Raw genomic sequence first — 21,672 nt, 5'->3', positions numbered from 1 at the left:
TCAAAGCAGCCCGACCTTGACCAGCATGGCGTGCAGCCGCGTGTGTTCTTCGTCGACGAATTTGCCGAACTCATCGCCGGTCAGCACGCTGGGCGTCCAGGCGTTGGTCTGGAGATTGTCTTGCCAGACCTTGCTCCGGGTGGCGGCCACGACCGCGTCGGTGACCTCTTTGCGCTGCTCCGGAGCAAGGCCCGCTGCACCGTAAACGCCGCGCCAGTTGCCGATCGTCACGTCGTAGCCGCTTTCCTTGAGGGTTGGTGCATCAATGCCCGGAACGCGCTCCGGCGCACCGATGGCCAGGACACGGAACTGACCGTTCTTGATGTATTGGCCCAGCTCGGCGTACCCGCCAGTGATCACCTTGAGCTGGCCGCCCAGCGCCTGGGCAACCACTTCGCCTCCCCCGCCAAACGCCACGTAGTTGACCTTGTTGACCGGCACGTCCAGCTTGCCCGCCAGCTCGGCGATGCCGATGTGATCCACCGAGCCCTTGGAGCCGCCGCCCCAGGTGATGCTCGGCGGGTTGGCCTTGAAGGCCTTGATCAGGTCATCGAGGGTCTTGTACTCAGACTCTTTGCGCACCGCAATCACGTTGTATTCGGTAAACAGACGCGCAATCGGCGTTACATCCTTCAGGCTGATCTGCGGTTTGTTCTGTTCGATGCCCGCGACCATGATCGCGCCAACCACCAGCAATGCATTCGGGTCACCCTTGGTGCTGTTGGCAAACTGCGCCAGCCCCAGGGTCCCGCCCGCCCCGCCCTTGTTCTCGAAGGTCACCGCCTTGGCCGTATTGGCTTCGACCATGGCCTTGCCCAGTACCCGGGCGGTCTGGTCGTAACCACCGCCCACCGAGCCCGGGGCCATGAATTTCACGGTGTCCAGTGCGAAGGCTGGTGCGACCAGCATGGTAGCGGCCAAACCAGCGGCCATGTTGAGACTGAAACGACGGATCAAAGCGGACATGGGCATCTCCTGATTGCATTGTTTTTATAGGTGCCGCTTGCCCATCGAGGTGCTCGATGGGCATGGGCCTGCGAACAAGCTTAGGCCATGGATCCACGGGTTGATCTGTTTTGCTGAAACCATATCCCAATGGCGCTGCTGGCCCCTTGTGGGAGCGAGCCTGCTCGCGAAGAGGCCATCACATTCAACATTGATGTTGGCTGATACACCGCCTTCGCGAGCAGGCTCGCTCCCACAGGGACCTGGGTGTTCAAACCGGCGTTTCATTACAACTTTGTCATCAAGCTGTTGGTCGGCTGTCCGGATCGCCTCGTTAACCTGAACTCACTGTCAGGCCAACCACCGGCAGCCACCCTGCCCTTGTAGAGAGAGACTCGTCATGAAAATGTTGATCCCTGGTTTAGTCGCCCTGCTCGCCACCGGTTCGGCGTTTGCCGCGACACAATCCACTTCACCCGTCATCCACGACAAGGACGGCTTTTACGTGGACGTGGATGTCGCCAAAGTGCTGTCCATGACCGATCTCAATGGCCAGTGCGGCATCGTGCCGGCGCAGTTCAACTACCTCGATCACCAGGGTCGCGAGCACCAGCTGGACTATCAGGCCCTGGGCGTGAATTGCATTGGCGAGAACTGATCGCATGCCTGTATCGACGATTGATCGGGCTACACTTGCGCCACTGGCTTGCCCCTGTAGCCCGACCGAACCAGGCAGACTTTCATGAACATCCTCGTAGTCGAAGACGAACCCAAGGCCGGCAATTACCTGCTCAACGGCCTGCAGGAACTCGGATATACCGTGAGCCTGGCGCGGGACGGCGTCGATGGCCTGCACCTGGCCCTGGAACACGACTTCGATGTGATCGTGCTGGACGTCATGATGCCGAAGATGGATGGCTGGGAAGTCCTGCGCCGCTTGCGCAAGGAAGCCGACACACCGGTGTTGTTCCTCACCGCCCGGGATGACATCGCCGACCGCATCAAAGGCCTGGAACTGGGCGCCGATGATTACCTGATCAAACCGTTTTCCTTCGCCGAACTGGTGGCACGCCTGCGCACCCTGACCCGGCGCGGCCCTACCCGGGAAGAAGAGCACCTGCACGTCGACGACCTGCAGATCGACGTGCTCAAGCGGCGCGTCAGCCGCGCCGGCAATCGCATTACCCTGACCAACAAGGAATTTGCCCTGCTGCACCTGTTCGCCACGCATCAGGGCGAAGTGCTGTCACGCTCGATGATCGCCTCGCGGGTCTGGGACATGAATTTCGACAGCGACACCAATGTCGTCGATGTCGCGGTGCGCCGCCTGCGCCTGAAAATCGATGATCCGTTCCCGCTCAAGTTGATCCACAGCGTGCGCGGCATCGGCTACCGCTTCGACACTCAACCCTGAACGCCCCCATGAATGCGATGACACCGCTGCAATCCGCCTCCCGTCTGAGCCACTCCCTGACCCTGCGCCTGGCGTTGGTGTTTGCCCTGCTGGCGTTTGTCTCGCTGGGGCTGCTGGGTGTCGCGCTGTACCGCGACCTGGAGCGCGAGTTGATCCGTCGCGACGACATTGCCCTGATCACCCGCATCGACCAGTTGCGCACCTTCCTCAATGACAGCAATACCCTGGACCTGATCAAGGCCAAGCCGGCGCTGTTCCAGAACATGATGGGCAACCGCGAGGCCCTGCTGACCATCGGCACCCCTGGCCAACCGCCGTTGCTGGTGGTCAACCCGGGCAACCTGCAAATGCCGGTGCTGACCCCGGTGGCGATGGATCATCGGCTGACCCTGAACGACGTGCAGCATTTGCCCAACGTCAATGGCGTGCCGTTTTCCGCCCTGGCGGCGACCATCGACTCGGGTGACCTGGGCAGCCTGCAAGTGGTGACCGGGCGCTTGATGACCGAACGCACCGCCGTGCTCGCCGACTACCGCTTCAATGTGTACCTGTTCGCCAGCGTCGCGGCGATTTTGCTGTCGCTGTCCGGTTATGTGCTGGTGCATCGCGGCCTGTTACCCGTGCGGCGCCTGGCCCGTCACACCCAGAGCATCGACGTCGGCAATCTCAACGAACGCCTCGACAGCCAGGGCGCGCCGCTGGAACTGTTGCCGATGATCGACGCCTTCAACGCCATGCTCGACCGACTGGACAAAGGCTTCATACAGCTGGGCCAGGTATCGACCGACATGGCCCACGAGCTGCGCACGCCGATCAACAATCTGCTGGGCGAAACCCAGGTGGCCTTGCAGCAGAACCGCAGCACCGACGCCTATCAGCAGCTGTTGGCCTCGAACGTCGAAGAGCTGGAACGCCTGGCGCGGATGCTCGACAACATGCTGTTTCTGGCCCGCACCGATCCGCGCAGTGCCTTGCGCCAGCGTCAGGAACTGGATGCCGCCGACGAAATGCAACGCATGGCCGATTACTTCGAAGGCCCGGCGGGCGACGTTGGCATCTGCATCAATGCCCAGGGCAGCGGCTTGATCTGGGCCGAGCCCATGTTGCTGCGTCGTGCCCTGGCCAACCTGTGCGCCAACGCCATCAAGTACGGCGCCCCGCATTCGGAGCTGTGCATCCACGCCAACCCGACTGCCGACGGCATCCAGGTGCAAGTGCGCAACCACGGCCCGACCATCGCGCCCCACCATCTGCCACGGCTGTTCGAACGCTTCTACCGGGTCGATGAATCCCGCGAACGCTCCTCCCAATCCAATGGCCTGGGCCTGTCGATCGTGGCGACCATCATGCAACTGCACAACGGTGCCTGCCATGTCAGCAGTGCCGACGGCATCACCTGCTTCGAGCTGTTTTTCCCGGCGCGGCAACAGCATGAGTAACACCCGGGCGAAACCCGCCCGGGTCACTTGCGACAAAACATCGCTCAAGGGTGCGTGTCATGGCCTAACCTCATTGGCTAAGTGAATAACCCGTCGAGCACGCCGATGTGCAATGTATTGAAGTCAATGATCTGCATCGCCTTCGCATTTCTGGCGGCAAGCCCGGGCTGGCTGTTGGCGACACCCATGGCCGACAGTCTTGCCCCCGCCGCCACCCCTCCGGTCATCAGCATCCCCGACAACGACCTGCTGGGGCTGCAAAGCCAGTTGAACAGCCTCAAGCAGCAGGTTTCCCTGGCCACTAATTACACCCAACTGGAAAGCGCACAGAATCAGGTGCAGGTACTCATCAAGGATATTGATAGCCTGTCGACATCGCTGCTGCCCGGGCAGGCGCAATTGCAGGCGCAACTCAACGTGCTGGGGCCCGTGCCCCTCGCCGAGAACGCACAGGTGACGTCAGCCATTACCACCCAGCGAGACACCCTGGGCGAACAGAAAAACAGGATCGATAGCCAACTCAAGACCCTGGAAGCGCTGAAAAAAAGTGCCGCCGAGCTGATCACCCAGATAGCCAGTATTCGTCGCAGCCTGCTGGAAGCGGAAGTGACCCAGCAAACCACCAGTATCCTGAACCCGGTTTTCTGGTCGCCCCTGTTCAACCTTCCGGCAGAAGACCGCCAGCGTTTCAGTGCCCTCATCGAGCAACTCGGGGCCACGCACCGGGCGGCCTGGCAACCCGGGCAGCGCGGGATCACGGCCGCCCTGTTGATACTGGCCCTGGCCATCTGGACCGTGGGGCGACGGTTCGCCGGCCGGGGTCTGGCGTGGCTGTGCATCCATCGAATGCCTGAAGGCCGGTTGCGGCGCAGCTCCCTTGCATTGGCGTCGGTACTGGCAACGGTGCTGACCGCCGGCGCAGCCTTGCAACTGCTGCATTTTGCCGCGACCCGGCAACTGCCCTACACCCCGTTGCTGGCCGATCTGGCGCAGTATCTGGAAAAGCTGGCCTATACCTGCGTGCTGATCACCGGATTGAGCCGTGCACTGCTGTCGACCAGACATCCCTCATGGCGCCTGCCCGATATTGCCGATCCGGTGGCGCTGGCGATGGCGCGCTATCCGAGGTTGCTGGCAAGCCTGCTGCTGGTGCTGGTGACACTGGTGCAGATGAGTAATGTCACCGGCATGAGTGCCGAAGTGGTGTTGCTCGGCCGGGGCATCGTGGCGCTGGTCGCGGCCCTGGTGATCGGTGCGCTGCTGTTGCGCGTCAGCAAGACTCGCCGGGACCTGATCATCGCCGGAGAATCCCCCGAAGGCGTCACTACCTCCGCCGGCCTGATTTATGCGTTTACCGGCGCAGCCGTAGTGGTGTCGCTGTTCGCCCTGATGATCGGCTACGTGACGATGGCCCGGTTCATCACCTATGAAATGGTCTGGATATTCATCATCTTCTCCGGTTTCTACCTGCTTACGCAGGTTTACCAGGACAGCTGCGATTACCTGTTTTCACCCCGGCAACCCACCGGCAGGACCATCAAACAGCTGCTGGGTATCGGCAATCCGCGCCTGGAACAGATCTGCACCGTGTTATCCGGGGCGGGCCGCGCCATCCTGATACTGATTGCCGTCATTGCGTTGTTTGTCGGCGGGATCGGCACGACACTCGGGCAACTGGTCACCGGCACTGTGGCCATACTCGGCGGTGAAGGGCTGCGCGCGCTGAACATCGTCCCGGACAACTTGATGCGTGCCGTCCTGACACTGATGATCGGCGTCTATCTGATCCGCACGCTACGCCGCTGGCTGGACAAGGAGTTCCTGCCGAAAACCGAGATGGACCCGGGCATGTGCGCCTCGCTCAGTACCCTGTTTGCCAATCTCGGTTACGCGTCGGTGGTGCTGCTGACGCTGTCGTCGCTGGGGATCAAGTGGACCAACCTGGCCTGGATCGTCAGTGCCCTGTCAGTGGGTATCGGCTTCGGCCTGCAGGAGATCGTGAAGAACTTCATTTCCGGCCTGATCCTGTTGACCGAACGCCCGGTGAAGGTCGGCGACCTGATCAGCATCAGCGGCGTCGAAGGCGATATACGTCGGATCAACGTGCGGGCCACGGAAATACAACTCGCCGACCGTTCGATCATGATCGTGCCCAACTCGCATCTGATTTCGCAGAACCTGCGCAACGTCACCCTCGGCGGCAGCGCCCAGGGTGTGGTGAAACTCGAACTGATGTTTCCGCTGGACATCGACCCTGAGCAAGTACAGAACCTGCTCTACGACACCTTCGCCGAACATGAATCCATTCTGGATAAACCGGTGCCATATCTGCGCTTCAGTGAGCTCAAACCTGAAGGCATCACGTTGGCCATCACCGGTTATGTCGCCAGCCCGCGCACGGTCGGTGCGATCAAAAGTGCGCTGCTGTTTGAAATACTCAAGCGGCTGGGTGCCGCAGGTATTGAACTGGCGAAACCGCCTGCCGCGTGATGCCCGATCACGCAGCAGGCAGTCACTGGGTCAATGCGCGATGCACACCGACTTGAGCTCGGTGTAAGCCTCGATCACCGCACGGCCGAACTCGCGGCCCATGCCCGATTGCTTGACGCCACCGAACGGCATCGCCGGGTCGAGCAGCACGTGGGCATTGACCCACACGGTGCCGGCCTCGATGCGTGGCACCAGGTTCATCGCCTTGCCCAGGTCGTTGGTCCACAGGCTGGCGGCCAGGCCGTAGCGGTTGTCGTTGGCCAGTTCGATCACGGCGTCTTCGTCGTCGAACGGCATCACGCCCAGCACCGGACCGAAGACTTCTTCGCGGGCCACGGCCATGCTGTGGTCGATGTCCGCCAGAATGGTTGGCTGCACGAAGAAACCGTCGCCTTGCAGCAACTCACCGCCGGTCACCACCCGCGCACCTTCCTTGCGGGCCAGTTCGATGTGCTTGAGTACGCTTTGCTGTTGCTTGCGCGATACCAGCGGGTTGATCGCCGCGTCGCAGTTCATGCCCGCGCCAATCGGCATCGCCGAGACGGCGGCGGCCAGGGCCTCGACAAACTGGTCATGGATCGAACGGTGCACATAGAAGCGCGAGGCTGCTGCGCAGACCTGGCCGTTGTTCAGCAAGCCACCGAGGATCGCGCCTTGCACGGCTTTCTCGATGTCGGCATCGGCGAGCACGATCATCGGGTTCTTGCCGCCCAGCTCCAGGGAGAAGCGCGTCATGTTCTCCATGCACGCCACGCCGACGCTCTTGCCCACGGCGGTGGAACCGGTGAACGACACTTTGCTCACCAGAGGATGCGAGGTCAGCACGCCGCCGACGGAGGCGCCACCGCCGGTGACCACGTTGAATACGCCGGCCGGGATGCCCGCTTCCAGTGCCAGTTCGGCCAGGCGCATGGCGGTCAGCGGGGTTTCCATGGCCGGTTTGATGATCACGGTGCAACCGGTGGCCAGGGCTGGCATCAGCTTCCAGGCCGCGATCAGCAGCGGGAAGTTCCACGGCACGATGCCGACCACTACACCGACAGGCTCACGCTTGGTGAAGGCGGTGAACTTGGCACCCGGTGGCAACGGGATCGACACGTCGAAGGTCTGGCCTTCGATCTTGGTCGCCCAGCCGGACATATAGCGCATGAATTCCACGGTGGCGTTCAGGTCCAGCGCGCGGGCCATGTTGATCGACTTGCCCTGGCTCAGGGTTTCCAGCTGGGCCAGTTCTTCGGCGTGTTCTTCGACCAGACGGGTGAAGTTCAGCAGGATGCGCTCACGGTCCGCCGGGCGCAGGCCCGACCAAACGCCCGACTTGAAGGCCTGGTGCGACGACTGCACGGCGCGTTCGACGATTTCCAGCGGTGCATCCAGGGTTTCACACAGGGTTTGCCCGGTGGCCGGGTTGACCACGGCGATGCTGTCGCCCTCGGCAAACACCCACTGGCCATCGATGAAGCAGCCGTGGCGACGTTCGAGGAATGCAGCAACCTGGGGCAGGATTTCAACGTTGCTCATAATTCACCTTTCATTCAGACGATGTGTTCAGGCGCAAATCCGGCCTGATCAGTGTTGTTCTTTAAGGAAGCATGCAACGGCCTGGCGGTCGTCGGCGGAGGCCAGGCCCATGTACGGCATGTAAGTGCCCGGCACGTAGGCCTGGGGCTGGGTGATCAGTTGCGTGATGTTCTCGGCTTGCCAGTCAACGTCCTTGTCGCGCATGGCCTGGGAGTAGCTGAAGCCCGGCAGCGAGCCGGACTTGCGTCCATACACACCGAACAGGTTCGGCCCCATCATGCCGGTGGTGCCTTTGGTCACCGCGTGGCAGACGCTGCATTCAGTGGCAAACACTTCGGCACCACGGTGGGTATCGGTGGCGCACTCGGCAGCAGACACCGCCTGAACCAGGGTGAAGGACAGCAAACCGATCAGGGACAAACGCAGCGAAGTGAACATAAGAAACCGACCTTGAAAATCCGCGCACTCGCCGCCAGGCGAACGCCAACACTAAAAATGCCAAGGCAGGGAGCTTCGGCAGGTTGGTAGGGATTGTCGGTGGTCGCCGGCCCGCAGGTTTTGCCCTGCGTGCCAGTTGTGTTGGCCGGGCTGCCAAACCGGGCAATCTGGCATGCACAGCCAACTTATTGGCAAACAGGGAAAAGGGCAGGGAAAAGTCGGGCCTTAGTATCTAAAAAGACCGCAAACCTGCGCTCAAGAACAAGAACGGATGCCACACCATGCTCAAGTCCCCCTTGCTTCGTCTCTCGACGCTGGCGCTGATGATCAGTGCCGGAAATGCCGGTGCCTATGAACTCTACGCCGATGACGACAGCCATCTGAACGCCACTCTGGAAGCGGCGTTCGGCATTTTCCACAGCCAGGAAAACTACGCCCTGTCCGGCCGCCTCGACGAAGGTTCGTCGTCGTGGCGCGAGGGCTACATCAAATACGGTTTGAGTTTCGACAAGGGCCTTGGCGGTGCGGGCACGGCTTACGGCGCGGGCAACATGCTCAGCTCCGGCACCTGGGGCGATGGCGATGCCGCCGGCTTCAGCGACGGTTCGGAACGCACCACCAAGTTCGAAGACGCCTACCTCGGCTGGCGTTCCGCGGACCTGTTCGGGGCGCTGGGCAAGGACGGCGTCGACCTGTCCTTCGGTCGCCAGAACATCATCGTCGGTGATGGTTTCCTGATCGATGGCGACGCGCTGAACATCGGCAAAGGCCTGGCCGACGGTGAATTCAACCGCGGCGGCGCCTACTATCTGGCGGCGCGCAAAGCCTTCGACGAAACCGCTGTATTGCGTCTGGGTGGCAAGGAAGGCTGGCGCAGCGACCTGATGTGGCTCAAGTCCGACAACCGCGCCCAGGCCAAGACCGAAATGTACGTCGGTACCCTGGAGCACGTGGCCGAGGCCGGCACGGTCGGCCTGACCTACATCAAGACCACCGACGTCGACGAACAGTTCGCCTCCCCGGCGCAACTCGAACGCGACGGCATGAAGACCTACAGTGTGCGCGCGGCAGGCAATGCCGGCGTGAAAGACCTGTTCCTCTCCGGTGAATACGCCAAGCAGGACAAACCCCACGCCGCCAACGAAGACGCCTGGTACCTGGAAGCTGGCTGGACGTTCTCCGACGCTGCCTGGAAGCCGAACGTCAGCTACCGCTACAGCCGCTTCTCGGAAGGCTACGACACCCTGTTCTACGGCATGAGCCGTGGTTTTGGCACCTGGTTCCAGGGCGAAGTGGCGGGCAACTACGCCGGGCCGTTCAACACCAACTCGCGCATCCAGAACGTCGGGCTGAAGGTCTCGCCGCTGGAAAACCTGAACCTGGGCGCGCTGTACTTCAACTACGACACCATCGACCGCAACCTGGGCAACACCGATGGTCACGAAGTCGATCTGTATGCCGAATGGCACGTCAACGATCACCTGACCGTGATGCCGCTGGTGGGCATCTACCAACCGGACAAGAGCGCTGACAACGGCGGCACGCAACTGGGTAACAACGACCAGAACGTTTATACCCAACTGCTGTTCGTCACTGGCTTCTAATTTCGGCCACGGGCAACGGCGCTGTCGTTGCCCGTGTGGAAAAAGGTATTTCCAATGCACAAAAAATTCCTGACGATCCAGAGCAAGATCACCCTCCTCGCCGGCCTCTGCCTGCTGCTGGTCGTCGGCTTGCTGATGGGTTTGTCGCTCTATCAGACCCACAAGAGCAGCCAGCAAGTGGCGCAAGCCAGCGGCGACATGCTCGCCAATGCGGCCAGGGAGCACATGCAGGCTCTGGGCAAAGTGCAGGCCATGCAAGTGCAACGCACCTTCATGCAGACCCACGAATTCGGCCAGGGGTTATCGCGGTATCTGTTGTACCTGCGACAACTGCAACAAAGGGGCAACCTGACCCGCCAACAACTGCGCCAGGAGCTGAGCACCCAGCTCCACCAGGCCTTGATCGACAAGCCCGACCTGCTCGGGCTTTATGTCATTTTCGAACCCGGCGCCCTCGATGGCGCCGACGCCGGTTTCGCCAACCAGGCGGAATTTGGCAGCAACGAAACCGGACGCTTTTCGCTGTATTGGGTGCAGAGCAAACCCGGCGAACTGCAAGCGGTGATCGGCGACGAAGGCCTGCTCGCCAACACCGAGCCGGGGCCGAGCGGCGCACCGTACAACGCCTTCTATACCTGCGCCCGCGACACCCGCCAGGCCTGTGTGCTGGAGCCCTACTTCGATGAAGCCTCCGGCAGCCGCAAACTGGTGACCAGTGTGGCCTTCCCTCTACTGGAAAACGGCAAGGTCATCGCCGTGGTGGGCCTGGACATCAACCTCGCCGCCCTGCAGCAGAACAGCGAAACCAGTGCCCGTGCACTGTTCGACGGCAACGGCCGGATCAGCATCGTCAGCCCGCGCGGGGTGATCTCCGCCAACAGCCAGGATGTCAATCGCCTGGGCCAACCGATGGACAGCAACGAGGTCATGGACGCCCTGCACCAGGGCAAACCCGAGGTATTTGTCGACACCCGGCAGATCAAGGTCCTTGAGCCGCTGTCGCCGATTGCCGGTGCCGCGCCATGGGGCGTGTTGGTCGGCGTGCCACAGAGCGTGTTGCTGGCACCGGTCACCACATTGCAAAAAGAACTTGATGCCCAAGGCGTGCAAAGCACTGCCCTTGAATTGCTGCTCGGTGGCGGCTCGGCCCTGCTCGGCCTGCTGCTGATCTGGTACACGGCGCTGCGCATCACCCGGCCGCTGCAAGTGCTGACCCGGGTCATGGAAGACATTTCCCTGGGCGAAGGCGACCTGACCCGGCGCCTGCAAGTGCAATCTCGCGATGAAATCGGGCAACTGGCGACCGCTTTCAACCGCTTTGTCGAGCGCATCCACCATTCGATCCGCGAGGTGTCATCGGCGGCGCTGGGGGTCAACGAAGGCGCGAGGCGGGTACTGGATGCTTCAAACTCGTCGATGAGCAATTTCGACGATCAATCCACCCGCACCAATAGTGTGGCGGCGGCGATCAACCAGTTGGGCGCAGCCGCACAGGAGATCGCCCATAACGCCTCCGATGCCTCGCATCAGGCCTCCAATGCCCGGCAACAGGCCGAGGATGGGCGCCAGGTGGTGCAGCGTACGATCGAAGTGATGAACGAACTGTCCGGCAAGATCAGTGCATCGTGCGCCAACATCGAAGTGCTCAACGACAAGACCGTGAACATCGGGCAGATCCTCGAGGTGATCAAGGGCATCTCCCAGCAGACCAACCTGCTGGCGCTCAACGCAGCGATCGAAGCGGCGCGGGCCGGAGAAGCGGGCCGTGGTTTCGCCGTCGTCGCTGACGAAGTGCGCAGCCTGGCCGGACGCACCCAGACCTCGGCGCTGGAGATCCAGCAGATGATCGAAGAGCTGCAAGTGGGTGCGCGGGAATCGGTGACCACCATGACCGAGAGCCAGCGCCACAGCGAAGAAAGCGTGACCATCGCCAACCTCGCCGGCTCCCGCCTGGGCAGCGTGACCCAGCGCATCGGCGAGATCGACAACGTCAACCAGTCCGTCGCCGCCGCCACCGAAGAACAGACCGCGGTGGTCGAGGCCCTCAACGTCGACATTACCCAGATCAACACCTTGAACCAGCAAGGCGTGGAGAACTTGCAATCGACATTGCGCGCTTGTACCGAGCTGGAGCAACAGGCGGCGCGGTTGAATCAGTTGGTGGGGAGTTTTCGGATCTGAGGATGGTTTTAGCTGATATATGGCTTTGGCTTGATCCATACCAACTAACGTAAACAATTAGTACATAATCACAATAAACGGCCGGACTAAACACCGGCCGAGTCACGCGTGGTTCATGGCCATTACTTGCTCCCTTCTCAATGACTAAATCAATCGCCCGCAGCAGCGGGCATAACCTTAACCACAATTAAGTAACTTAATATTACTAAATATGCAATTTCCCGCATAAAATCCAGACACGCCTCCATATTTTGCGATCCGCAATAGATTGATTCAAATTCAAATTCTGTAATTTAGTAGGATTTTATTGTAAGAAAACAAGATTATTTCTAGACGAACATTCCTACAAGTCAGTTTATTGACCATTTTTTAAAATAGGTCTAACTAAACACCAAGCGAAGATGTTTTATTAACTCATCAACAGACCTTGAGTTCTTTTGCTTGAGCAACAAAATATCTATTTTGCAAAAAATCAGACAATGTACAGCCTCAAAAGGAGCAAACTGTGAGACCTCCTCAAGTAAAAGGCTACAATTATCTATGCGGAATTCGACTTAGCAGTTCAGCCACGTTATGGGTAGATTTCATTCTAATTTTCACAGTACTCACATTTGGATTCGATGCATCACCATTAACTTTAGGATATGCAGCAGCATTATATGGGCTTCCATCCCTTTTATTAGGCCCAATTTTAGGCACTTTAGCTGACCACACAAACCCTTTCAAGTTCTTGATATTCAGCTTTACAAGCCGATTCATTATCGCTTGTTTGCTATTCGGAGCAACCACTGAAGTTTATTTTTTATTTTTTGTCTGCATGAAGGGAATATCGAACCTTGGATCCGGCGCAGCGGAAATAATTTTAACCCGAAAACTATTAACAAACAAAGATCTTGTCAATAACATTTCACTCATTACAGTAACTGATCAATTTATAAAAGTCTGCTCGCCACTCGCAGCGGGAGTCATAGCCAGCACAACCGACAAAGCAAACGGTTTTTTAATCTCCGCTGCTTTCTCACTATTCGGCATTTTCTGTGTGACCATGCTTTCATTACGTACTCGAGATAAAAAAACACACCAGGTGGAAAAACGATCGCTGGGCAATCTCCAGGCTCTAAGAGTAATGCTCCAAAGCGGCCCTTCTACGCAATTATTCTTTATTTGCGCCTTGATTCAATCAGCGGTGCTGGGGTGTTACGACTCCCTTCTTAGTCTGTTCTTAAAGGAAATCGGCTTTGAAGCTTACGTATTTGGAGCAATCGTTAGCTCAACAGCTCTTGGTGGAATCCTGGCTGGTTTGTGCTTCAAACTTGTCTACCCCAGCAAGATTTATTTTTGCTCCACACTTTCCATTTTTACGTTTGGGCTGATGATAGCCGTAGCAGGACTGTTCGAAAAACCAGAATCGACATCAATATTTCTGATATTAACGTCTTTATTTTTTGTCGCCGGCTTTACGTATGGGCTAACTTCTTTAGGATTTAGTGTAAGCCTACAAAAATACTGCCCTGTATCTAATCTTGGAACAGTTTCAGCGACGGCACGGAGTTTAACCTTATTATTCATGATAGTTGACCCGATTTTTGGTGCTTGGCTTTCTGCACTCATTTCAATCAGCGGGGTATTTATTCTCTCGGGGGGCATTGCAATTGTTTCCGGCGGTTTTCTCCACTTCAAATATCTTGATGTTTTCAATTTAGAAGCAGTTCGTATATCTGAAGAATAACGTGTTGCGAGCCGGCACTGAATGACCGTGGGGGATGACGGAGTGAGAACCTTTGCTTCCACAGGCAATTTCCTCACCACCAAATCTGGCACCCACAACCAACGACATGGCATGCGCACACACCTGCCGCGCAGCCCCCCAGGCGTAGTATCGAAGCCGAACCCAGGGCCTAACCCGCTCCAGGGTGCCCTGCAAAGCAACGCTGAACCCCTCCATACCTCACTAAAACAATAATTCGGCCTTCGGGTCGCGGGAGACTTCTGTGCTTAAGAAAAGTGCGCTGGGCTGGCCAAAGATTGCCGGCCTCGGAATTGCGTTGGTGGTGGCCGGGCAGTTTTCCGGCTGGAACTTCGGGCTGGCGGCCGGTGGCTGGCTGAACATGCTGATTGCCACCTTGTTGATGGCCCTGCTCTGTGGCGGCCTGGCCTTGTGCGTGGCGGAACTGTCCACGGCGTTGCCGAGTGCCGGTGGTGTGTTCGTGTATGCACAAAGTGCATTCGGACCGTTCGTGGGTTACCTCGTCGGCGTCGCCTGCGCGATTGCCCTGACTATCGGCACCGGTGCGGCGGCCACCTTTATCTGCGCCTACACCGAATCGATTTTCGGCCTCGGTGGCTGGCCGGTGAAGATTGCCCTGTTCGCGGTGATCATCGGCATCCACATGCGTGGCGTCGGTGAAGCCATGGGCCTGACGTTCATTGCCGGTGTGATCGCCGTCGTCGCCCTGCTGACGTTTGGCGTGGCCATGGCGCCCCATGTCGAGTTGGCCAACCTGCTGAAGTTGCCCGCCAGCGTCGCAACACCGGTCAGCCTTGGCGGCATCTTCGCCTGCGTGCCATTCGCCATCTGGTTGTTCATCACCGTTGAGCAAACCGGCTCGGCCGCCGAAGAAGCGCACAACCCCGGTCGCACCATGCCCCGCGGCATTCTGGCGGCCATTGGCACCTTGCTGGTGACCGCGCTGGTGGTGCTGGTGTGTGCACCAGGTGCCGGTGGTGTCGAACTGGTTGGCTCGGCGGGCGATCCGCTGTACGCCGCGATGTCCAGTAACAGCGCCTTCGGTGAAGGCTCGTGGCTGGCCAAAGTGATTGGCTGCGGCGCGGTATTCGGCCTGATCGCTACCTTCTTTTCGCTGGTGTATGCCGCCTCCCGACAACTGTTCGCCATGGCCCGTGACGGCCTGTTCCCGCAATGGCTGGGCAAGACCGGCAAACGGGGCACGCCTTACCCGGCACTGTTGCTGATCAGCGCCATCGGCCTGCCGATGTCCGAAGTCGACCCGGCCACGGTGATGCTGGCGGTCGTGCTGCTGCTCAACGTTTGCTACCTGTTCATTTTCGGCGCGTACCTGCACATCAAGCGCAACCAACCGGACCTGCCACGGCCGTTCACCCTGGTCGGCGGCAAACTGGTTGCGTCGCTGGGCCTGGTCCTGACGCTGGTGGTGATCGCCGCCTGCTTCCAGCTCGACATGCTGATGCTGATCGCCCTCGCCGTGACCTTCACCCTGAGCATTTTCAATTACCTGCTGCGCAACCGTCGCACCACCGTTATCGAGGTTCCAGACCATGCCTGAAGACACTCTCCTGCATCGCCGTCATCGCGTGCTCGGCAGCGCTTCGCCGCTGTTCTACGACAAACCCCTGCACCTGGTGCGTGGCGAGGGCGTTTGGCTGTTCGACGTCGACGGCCGCCGCTACCTCGACGTCTACAACAACGTGCCCTGCGTCGGTCACTGCAACCCCCACGTGACCGAGGCCATGCACCGCCAGGCCACCACGCTGAACATCCACACCCGCTACCTGGATGAACACGTGGTGCGCTACGCCGAACGCCTGACCGCGACCTTCGCCGCACCGCTGGACACCGCGATGTTCACCTGCACCGGCAGCGAAGCCAACGAACTGGCGCTGCGCCTGGCGCGGTTTGCCAGTGGCGGCACCGGCATTATCGTCAGCGACTACAACTACCACGGCAACTCGGCATCGCTGGCAGAAGTCACCACCGCCCTGCCCTCGCCGGAGCCCTTCGCCGCCCATGCGCGCGCCGTGCCGATTCCGTGCCTGTACCACGCACCGGCCGGTACCACCGAGGCACAACTGGCCGAGGAATATGCGGCGAACATCGCGGCGGCGATTGCCTCGATGCAGGCCCAGGGCATTCGCCCGGCCGCCCTGCTGATCGATACCCTGTTCGCCAACGAAGGCCTGCCCCGGGTGCCGGCCAGCTTCGTCAACAAGGCCGCGGCGCTGATCCGTGCCGCTGGCGGGCTGTTCATCGCCGACGAAGTGCAATCGGGCTTTGGCCGCACCGGCGATCACCTGTGGGGCCATCAGGCACACGGCGTGGTGCCGGACATCGTCACCCTCGGCAAACCGATGGGTAACGGCTATCCACTGGCCGGGCTGATCACCCACAAGGCGCTGGTCGAGTCCTTCGGGCGCCACGCCATGTACTTCAACACCTTCGGCGGTTCGCCCGTGGCGGCAGCGGTCGGCATGGCGGTACTGGACGTGATCGAAGAACAGCAACTGCTGAAAAACGCACAAAGCGTCGGTGCCTATGTGCAGCAACGCCTGCAAGTGTTGGCCGACAAGCACTCGATCATCGGCGACGTGCGCGGCAAGGGCCTGTTCTTCGCCATGGAACTGGTGCGCGACCACGCCAGCAAAGAGCCGGCCGGACTGGAGGCACGCAAGGTGGTGAACGACATGCGCGAGAACGGCGTGCTGATCAGCAAGATCGGCGCTGGCGACAACATTCTCAAGCTTCGCCCACCGCTGGTGTTCGGCCGCGACCACGCGGACCTGTTCGTCGACACCCTGGACAACGCGCTCAGCGCGATTTGAGGCTCTTGCCATGACTGAATTCCACAGCCTGCCCCATGACCAGCAAGTGGCCCGTCTGCACGAACTGGCGCGCCATGCCCTGCAACAGTGGGACGGCGAATTCGCCGACATTGAACTGGTGAAGTTTCGCGAGAACGCGGTATTTTCCGCCCACCGCCACGACGGCCAGCGGGTGGCCCTGCGCATCCATCGCAATGGCTATCACTGCGAAGCCGCGCTGCGCTCCGAGCTGCAATGGATGGAAGCGCTGGCCGGCGCCGGCATCACCGTGCCGCAGATCATCCGTGCGCAAGATCAAAGCCACCTGGTCGAAGTCACCCATCAGGCCATCGGCGAGCCACGCCACATCGACATGCTCGCCTGGCTGCCCGGCGCGACCGCCGGCACCTCGGAGAACGGGGTGCAGGCCGGTACCGAAATCGATTTCCTGTTCAGCGAAGCTGGCGCCATTGCCGCGCGCATTCACCTGCATTCGGTGGACTGGCAGCAGCCGGACGAGTTTGTCCGGCATGCCTGGGACGAGGAAGGCCTGATTGGCGCCAACCCGTTCTGGGGGCGCTTCTGGGAGCTGGAGCAGCTCAGCGAGGAGCAGCGGGATCTGCTGCAACAGGCCCGGCGCACGGCACGCAAGGACTTGCGCCAATATGGTCGGCACCTGGGTAACTTCGGCATGATTCACGCCGACCTGGTGCCCGAAAACCTGCTGATCGAAGGGCCGCGTCTACGGTTGATCGACTTCGACGATGCCGGGTTTGGCTGGCACATGTTCGAGCTGGCCACGGCACTGTACTTCTGCCTGGATGACCCGCGTTACGAGCAGATCAAGGCGGCGCTGCTCGACGGCTACAACGCGGTCAAACCGCTGACCGAGGCGGATCGCCAGAGCCTGGCGCTGTTTCTGATGCTGCGCGGCACCACCTACCTGGGCTGGATTCACACCCGCCAGGGCACACCGACGGCGATTGAAATGGCGCCGATGCTGATTGAACGGGCTTGTTTGTTGGCTCGGGAATATCTGCAGGCCTGATACACCGCTATCGCGAGCAGGCTCGCTCCCACATTGGTTCTCTGTACGACACAAAATCAATGTGGGAGCGAGCCTGCTCGCGAAAGGGCCATTACATCCAGCATATTTACTGCCTGACACTCTCCCCCACTGTATTCAGCGCCTAGCCGGGTGGATCGAACTGATCCAAAGCCCGGTTCACCGCCAACTCCCCCAACATGATCACTTGCGCGATGCCCAGCAGGGTATTGCGGTGCGTGCCTTGCAGAAATCCCGCCAGATCGTTCGCCATGACACTCGCCGATGCCAGCGATTCGCAGGCGTGGACCAGCAGGGTTTCGGTGTCGATTTGCGGGTTGATGGTGAACATCGTGGAGGGCTTGTGTGGGGTGGCCATGATGTGGGCCGTGGGGTTGGGACAGGAATCGGTATGTGGTGGATCGGGGGTAACCTTCAACATCGATCGGTCTCCAGAACTGGAGCCGTCACCGATACGCTGCTAAACGAAGGGTGGCGGCTGTACGCAGGTTAGCAGACCGGGGAGACACAAAACCGGCGCGCCCGAGGGCGCCCTGCGCACAGCTGCCATCAAGTGCAGGGATGGGAAAACCTGACTGTCTGGACTGCCAATGCGTCTCATGTCACCACGGGCTGCTAAACCCGATCACTGGGAATCAGTGATGCGGACCAAGTTACCGATGGCCTCCAGGGCGCACAAGCCGGCGGATTCTGGCGTAGCTGTAGGTAATGACGCAAGGCGTTGTAGCTTGCAGGAAGTTGCTCCTACGACCGTTAAACAAGCACTCCAGATAGACACCGCCATCGCGGGCAGGCTCGCTGAACGCGTTTCCCTGTAGGAGCGAGCCTGCTCGCGAAAAACGCCGGGACACCGCGGGGATTCGGGCAGCCCGCGTCATCGTTGACGTCCATCGCGAGCAGGCTCGCTCCTACAGAAGAGCAGAGCAGGCCGAGCGTTAGCTCGCCTGCCGCTTTTGATCTTGATCTTGATCCACCCGCCCCCTCGGCAGGCTGAGTGGAGGCGTTCATCCGGGGAATGGCGCGCAGCGCCGTGCGGCGAAGCCGCACACATTGCAGGGAGGTGCAGCGAAGCAAACCGTAGGGCAATGCCCCCGGATGAATGCCGGAGCGAAGGAACCCCGAGCCTAAGCGAGGGGCCGTACGTAAGGGGCGAGACCTTTTGGTTCCTTTTGGGGCGTTTGCCAAAAGGGACTCGCCGTAAGGGCGAAACCGCCAGTCGCCATTACCGAAGCAACGGATATACACACCGTCAACAAAAGACAGGCCGACTAAAACACCGCCTTCTCAGCAATGCGCCCCCGCATGCTCAAGGCGATGAAACAATCGGTTGAAATACACCAGGCTATCGCGCGGCTCCCGCACCCCGACCTTTTCCAGCTCGACAAACATCACCGAGTGCGACCCCACTTCCTTGCACTCGCTGATCCGCCCTTCCAGCTGCACCAGCGCATCGCGCAGCACCGGCACGTCGGCCGCACCGTCGTCCCACAGGTCCCAGGCAAAACGCTCGGCCATCGGCACCTGGGTCATGCCGGCGAAGTGCCGGGCCAGATCTTCCTGTTCGCCACACAGCACGTTGACGCACAACCGGCCATTGGTGCGGAACACGTCGTGGGTAGCGCTGTTGCGGTTGACGCACACCAGCACGGTGGGCGGCGAGTCGGTCACCGAGCACACGGCGCTGGCGGTGATGCCGCAGCGCCCGCCCGGGCCGTTGGTGGTGATGATGTTCACCGCCGCCGGCAGCTGCGCCATGGCGTTGCGAAAGTCGATTTGCTGCTGGCTCAGGTCGGCCATGTCGATGCCCCTTCCTTCAGGAGGACCGCGTCGAAAGCGGCCCGTAGGTGATGGAACAAGACTAAGGCTGCGGGCGCGGCACGACCATTCTGACGATCCCCATGGTGAGGTTGGGTTTCCGCTAGTCGACTAGGTGGTTTCTTTATCGCAAGGGCCGGCCACAGTGGGTATTCTGCATACTGGCTCCAGAACGATGAGCCAATGCGTGCCGCGCGTTCGCGTGCGAAAACAATAATTAGAATTTTTCGTGGCAGCCCCGATGGAAACCCGTAAACCGATTGTTTATATCGTTGACGACGACAAGGACCTGCGCACCTCGCTGGCCTGGTTGCTGGAGTCGGTCAGCGTGCAGGCGCAGTGCTTTGCCGGCGCCGAAGAGTTCCTCAGCCAGTACGACCCCAGGCAGCCCGCTTGCCTGGTGCTCGACGTGCGCATGCCGGAGACCAGCGGCTTTCAGTTGCAGGAAATCCTCAACCAGCGCGGCAGCACCTTGCCGACCATTTTCGTCTCGGCCCACGGCGATATTCCGATGTCGGTCACGGCGATGAAGAATGGTGCGCTGGATTTCGTCGAGAAGCCCTACAACCCGCAGCAGATGATCGACCGCATCCAGGCCGCGCTGAAGACCGCCGTACACGCCCAGGCCGATCAGCAGCAGCGGCAGAACCTGCAAGGCAAGCTGGCACTGCTGACCAGCCGTGAGCGGGAAGTGTTGATGCTGGTGATCGATGGCAAGGCCAGCAAGGTGATTGCGCGGGAGCTGAACATCAGCGTGAAGACCGTTGACGTGCACCGTACCAAGATCAAGGAAAAGATGGGCGTGACCAGCATTGCCATGCTGGTGCGCGAGGTGCTGCATTTGCCGACTGAAGAGCCGGTGCGGCACTGAGTGATCTGCGGCGGTCATGAGGCCGCCTTCGCGAGCAGGCTCGCTCCCACAAGGATTCTCGTCGAACACAGATTATGTGTTCACTGAAGATCTACTGTAGGAGCGAGCCTGCTCGCGATGAGGCCATCACATCCAACACTGATGGTGCCTGACACACCGCCATCGCGAGCAGGCTCGCTCCTACAGTTTGATCTCAGCCAGGCACAAATCCTGTGTTCACTGAAGATCACTGTGGGAGCGAGCCTGCTCGCGAAGGGGCCAGCACATCCAGCATCAATTGTGGCTATAGCGCTTGCGATAAGCACCCGGCGACACGCCGAAGCGCGATTTGAAGGCTGACGAGAAGTAGCTCGAATCCGAGAAGCCCCAGGCATAACACAGCGCCGATAGCTTCAGTTCGACATCGGCGCGGCGCAGGTTTTCGGCGCAGAAGTCCAGGCGTCGGTGCTTGATGTATTGCGCCACCACCAGGCCGCGCTTGGAGAACATCCGGTACAGGCCGCGCACGGAAATCCCCACTTCACGGGCAATCAGCTCAGGGCACAGTTCTTCGTCGCTCAGGTGCGCGTCGATGAAGGCGATGATTTTGCGAAATTGCCGCTCGTGCGGGTCCGCGCCACTGTCGCGGGCGCTGATGCCCGGTAGCAACAGGCTGGCCAGGGCATCGAGCACAGCTTCGCTCTCCTGCATGTCCAGCCCTTCCTGCTGGCGGGTGCCCTGCACCAGCTTGTTGGCCATCGCGGCCAAGGGGCTGCTGGCCGCGATGCGCGTGGCGCAATTGACGGCATTGAAGTGCGAACCACGCTCGACCACCTGGCGCGGAAGAATCAACGATAGCTGGCGGCAATCGTCGTTGTAGATCATGTCGCTCGGACGGCTGGCGTCGATCAGCGCGATGTCGCCACAACCCAGTAGCGCACGGTTGTCGCCCTGCTCCAGTTGCGAGCTGCCACGCATCTGGAACACTGCGTAATAGTGGCCGTCGCTGCTGGTGCTGACGTCCTTGCTGGTGCGGTACAAATGCACGTGCGCCATGTCGACCACACTGAGGTTGATCGCACCGCTGCGAAACTCCGCCAGTTCGCCATAGAAATCGGTGTCCAGCGCCCGGGCATCGAAACGCCCACAGGCCTGGTTCACCTGGCTCAACCAGCTTTCGAACGCCTCGTTGCGCACCGTCGATGCTGTAATCATGTCCGCAAAGCCTCACGTTTTTTGTTGTTATTTTTCGACCGCTTCATCGAGCGGTTCGTCAAAACCGTTGTTTCTGTAGCCATCGCCTCCCTCGATGGCCGCCGGGCGCCCATTCAACAGGCTCCGGCGCAGGCTTT

The 21,672-nt window shown here is 60.2% G+C and carries 17 protein-coding genes and 1 pseudogene; 12 read left to right on the top strand and 6 right to left on the bottom strand.

Translation table 11 applies throughout. The features are described 5' to 3' along the window. A complete protein-coding gene (locus ACEN8E_RS10445; RefSeq protein ID WP_495592525.1) occupies window positions 1-966 on the bottom strand; it encodes a Bug family tripartite tricarboxylate transporter substrate binding protein in 966 nt (321 codons plus the stop codon). A gap of 379 nt (window positions 967-1,345) precedes the next feature. On the opposite strand from ACEN8E_RS10445, the gene ACEN8E_RS10440 reads away from it, so the two are divergent. The 4 genes from ACEN8E_RS10440 (at window position 1,346) to ACEN8E_RS10425 (ending at window position 6,288) form a co-directional block, all read left to right on the top strand. Next, on the top strand, window positions 1,346-1,603 hold the full coding sequence (locus tag ACEN8E_RS10440; RefSeq protein ID WP_495592524.1) for a DUF2790 domain-containing protein: 258 nt from the start codon (window positions 1,346-1,348) through the stop codon (window positions 1,601-1,603). 84 nt (window positions 1,604-1,687) lie between these two features. Next, on the top strand, window positions 1,688-2,359 hold the full coding sequence (locus tag ACEN8E_RS10435) for a heavy metal response regulator transcription factor (RefSeq protein WP_046040381.1): 672 nt from the start codon (window positions 1,688-1,690) through the stop codon (window positions 2,357-2,359). Window positions 2,360-2,367: 8 nt separating this feature from the next. After that, window positions 2,368-3,798, top strand: a complete 1,431-nt coding sequence (locus tag ACEN8E_RS10430; protein WP_495592523.1) for a heavy metal sensor histidine kinase — start codon at window positions 2,368-2,370, stop codon at window positions 3,796-3,798. A 186-nt stretch (window positions 3,799-3,984) separates the two neighbouring features. Further along, entirely contained in the window at window positions 3,985-6,288 is a 2,304-nt protein-coding gene (locus ACEN8E_RS10425; RefSeq protein WP_495592522.1) for a DUF3772 domain-containing protein, read from the top strand. Between the two features lie 30 nt (window positions 6,289-6,318). On the opposite strand, the gene ACEN8E_RS10420 is transcribed toward ACEN8E_RS10425, so the two are convergent. Both ACEN8E_RS10420 and ACEN8E_RS10415 read right to left on the bottom strand, forming a co-directional pair. After that, window positions 6,319-7,809: an aldehyde dehydrogenase family protein gene (locus ACEN8E_RS10420; protein WP_495592521.1), complete on the bottom strand. Its 1,491-nt coding sequence runs from the start codon at window positions 7,807-7,809 to the stop codon at window positions 6,319-6,321. Window positions 7,810-7,857: 48 nt separating this feature from the next. Then, a complete protein-coding gene (locus tag ACEN8E_RS10415) occupies window positions 7,858-8,247 on the bottom strand; it encodes a c-type cytochrome (RefSeq protein ID WP_495592520.1) in 390 nt (129 codons plus the stop codon). Window positions 8,248-8,528: 281 nt separating this feature from the next. Between ACEN8E_RS10415 and ACEN8E_RS10410 the strand changes: the two genes are divergently transcribed. The 7 genes and pseudogenes from ACEN8E_RS10410 to ACEN8E_RS10380 all read left to right on the top strand — a co-directional run bounded on the left by ACEN8E_RS10410 (window position 8,529) and on the right by ACEN8E_RS10380 (window position 17,637). Beyond that, window positions 8,529-9,851 (top strand): alginate export family protein, encoded by a 1,323-nt coding sequence (locus ACEN8E_RS10410; RefSeq protein ID WP_495592519.1) that lies wholly within the window; start codon window positions 8,529-8,531, stop codon window positions 9,849-9,851. Between the two features lie 54 nt (window positions 9,852-9,905). Then, window positions 9,906-10,634, top strand: a pseudogene (locus ACEN8E_RS10405) (cache domain-containing protein); the annotation flags it as partial. Window positions 10,635-10,760: 126 nt separating this feature from the next. After that, window positions 10,761-12,032 (top strand): methyl-accepting chemotaxis protein, encoded by a 1,272-nt coding sequence (locus tag ACEN8E_RS10400; RefSeq protein WP_495593300.1) that lies wholly within the window; start codon window positions 10,761-10,763, stop codon window positions 12,030-12,032. 505 nt (window positions 12,033-12,537) lie between these two features. Further along, on the top strand, window positions 12,538-13,761 hold the full coding sequence (locus ACEN8E_RS10395; RefSeq protein ID WP_495592518.1) for an MFS transporter: 1,224 nt from the start codon (window positions 12,538-12,540) through the stop codon (window positions 13,759-13,761). A gap of 262 nt (window positions 13,762-14,023) precedes the next feature. Then, window positions 14,024-15,337, top strand: coding sequence for an amino acid permease (locus ACEN8E_RS10390; protein WP_495592517.1), 1,314 nt, complete (start codon window positions 14,024-14,026; stop codon window positions 15,335-15,337). Beyond that, window positions 15,330-16,610 carry an aspartate aminotransferase family protein gene (locus ACEN8E_RS10385; protein ID WP_495592516.1) on the top strand — a complete coding sequence of 427 codons (1,281 nt, stop codon included), beginning with the start codon at window positions 15,330-15,332 and terminating at the stop codon, window positions 16,608-16,610. The genes ACEN8E_RS10390 and ACEN8E_RS10385 overlap by 8 nt, the downstream gene beginning before the upstream one ends. Before the next feature lie 10 nt (window positions 16,611-16,620). Then, window positions 16,621-17,637 carry a phosphotransferase enzyme family protein gene (locus tag ACEN8E_RS10380; protein ID WP_495592515.1) on the top strand — a complete coding sequence of 339 codons (1,017 nt, stop codon included), beginning with the start codon at window positions 16,621-16,623 and terminating at the stop codon, window positions 17,635-17,637. Between the two features lie 142 nt (window positions 17,638-17,779). Here ACEN8E_RS10380 and ACEN8E_RS10375 read toward each other — a convergent pair whose 3' ends face one another. Further along, window positions 17,780-18,076: a DUF6124 family protein gene (locus ACEN8E_RS10375; protein WP_495592514.1), complete on the bottom strand. Its 297-nt coding sequence runs from the start codon at window positions 18,074-18,076 to the stop codon at window positions 17,780-17,782. Window positions 18,077-18,939: 863 nt separating this feature from the next. Then, the gene (gene hpaC, locus ACEN8E_RS10370) at window positions 18,940-19,452 is read right to left on the bottom strand and encodes a 4-hydroxyphenylacetate 3-monooxygenase, reductase component (RefSeq protein WP_495592513.1); all 513 of its coding nucleotides are present in this window, start codon (window positions 19,450-19,452) and stop codon (window positions 18,940-18,942) included. Window positions 19,453-19,711: 259 nt separating this feature from the next. Here hpaC and ACEN8E_RS10365 point away from each other — a divergent pair, with 259 nt between their 5' ends. Further along, on the top strand, window positions 19,712-20,341 hold the full coding sequence (locus ACEN8E_RS10365) for a response regulator transcription factor (protein ID WP_413427132.1): 630 nt from the start codon (window positions 19,712-19,714) through the stop codon (window positions 20,339-20,341). A gap of 273 nt (window positions 20,342-20,614) precedes the next feature. Here ACEN8E_RS10365 and feaR read toward each other — a convergent pair whose 3' ends face one another. Further along, window positions 20,615-21,535, bottom strand: coding sequence for a transcriptional regulator FeaR (gene feaR / locus ACEN8E_RS10360; RefSeq protein ID WP_495592512.1), 921 nt, complete (start codon window positions 21,533-21,535; stop codon window positions 20,615-20,617). Window positions 21,536-21,672 lie beyond the last annotated feature (137 nt).

Source organism: Pseudomonas sp. Pseusp9, from assembly GCF_059491265.1.
The sequence above is the reverse complement of the archived record's forward strand: the minus strand, read 5'-3'. Positions and strand labels throughout refer to the sequence as shown.

Excerpts from the sequence above, each read along its gene's own strand:
- ACEN8E_RS10445 (WP_495592525.1), bottom strand. The coding sequence starts at position 966 with ATGTCCGCTTTGATCCGTCGTTTCAGTCTCAACATGGCCGCTGGTTTG.
- ACEN8E_RS10440 (WP_495592524.1), top strand. The coding sequence starts at position 1,346 with ATGAAAATGTTGATCCCTGGTTTAGTCGCCCTGCTCGCCACCGGTTCG.
- ACEN8E_RS10435 (WP_046040381.1), top strand. The coding sequence starts at position 1,688 with ATGAACATCCTCGTAGTCGAAGACGAACCCAAGGCCGGCAATTACCTG.
- ACEN8E_RS10430 (WP_495592523.1), top strand. The coding sequence starts at position 2,368 with ATGAATGCGATGACACCGCTGCAATCCGCCTCCCGTCTGAGCCACTCC.
- ACEN8E_RS10425 (WP_495592522.1), top strand. The coding sequence starts at position 3,985 with ATGGCCGACAGTCTTGCCCCCGCCGCCACCCCTCCGGTCATCAGCATC.
- ACEN8E_RS10420 (WP_495592521.1), bottom strand. The coding sequence starts at position 7,809 with ATGAGCAACGTTGAAATCCTGCCCCAGGTTGCTGCATTCCTCGAACGT.
- ACEN8E_RS10415 (WP_495592520.1), bottom strand. The coding sequence starts at position 8,247 with ATGTTCACTTCGCTGCGTTTGTCCCTGATCGGTTTGCTGTCCTTCACC.
- ACEN8E_RS10410 (WP_495592519.1), top strand. The coding sequence starts at position 8,529 with ATGCTCAAGTCCCCCTTGCTTCGTCTCTCGACGCTGGCGCTGATGATC.
- ACEN8E_RS10400 (WP_495593300.1), top strand. The coding sequence starts at position 10,761 with ATGGACAGCAACGAGGTCATGGACGCCCTGCACCAGGGCAAACCCGAG.
- ACEN8E_RS10385 (WP_495592516.1), top strand. The coding sequence starts at position 15,330 with ATGCCTGAAGACACTCTCCTGCATCGCCGTCATCGCGTGCTCGGCAGC.
- ACEN8E_RS10380 (WP_495592515.1), top strand. The coding sequence starts at position 16,621 with ATGACTGAATTCCACAGCCTGCCCCATGACCAGCAAGTGGCCCGTCTG.
- ACEN8E_RS10375 (WP_495592514.1), bottom strand. The coding sequence starts at position 18,076 with ATGTTGAAGGTTACCCCCGATCCACCACATACCGATTCCTGTCCCAAC.
- hpaC (WP_495592513.1), bottom strand. The coding sequence starts at position 19,452 with ATGGCCGACCTGAGCCAGCAGCAAATCGACTTTCGCAACGCCATGGCG.
- ACEN8E_RS10365 (WP_413427132.1), top strand. The coding sequence starts at position 19,712 with ATGGAAACCCGTAAACCGATTGTTTATATCGTTGACGACGACAAGGAC.
- feaR (WP_495592512.1), bottom strand. The coding sequence starts at position 21,535 with ATGATTACAGCATCGACGGTGCGCAACGAGGCGTTCGAAAGCTGGTTG.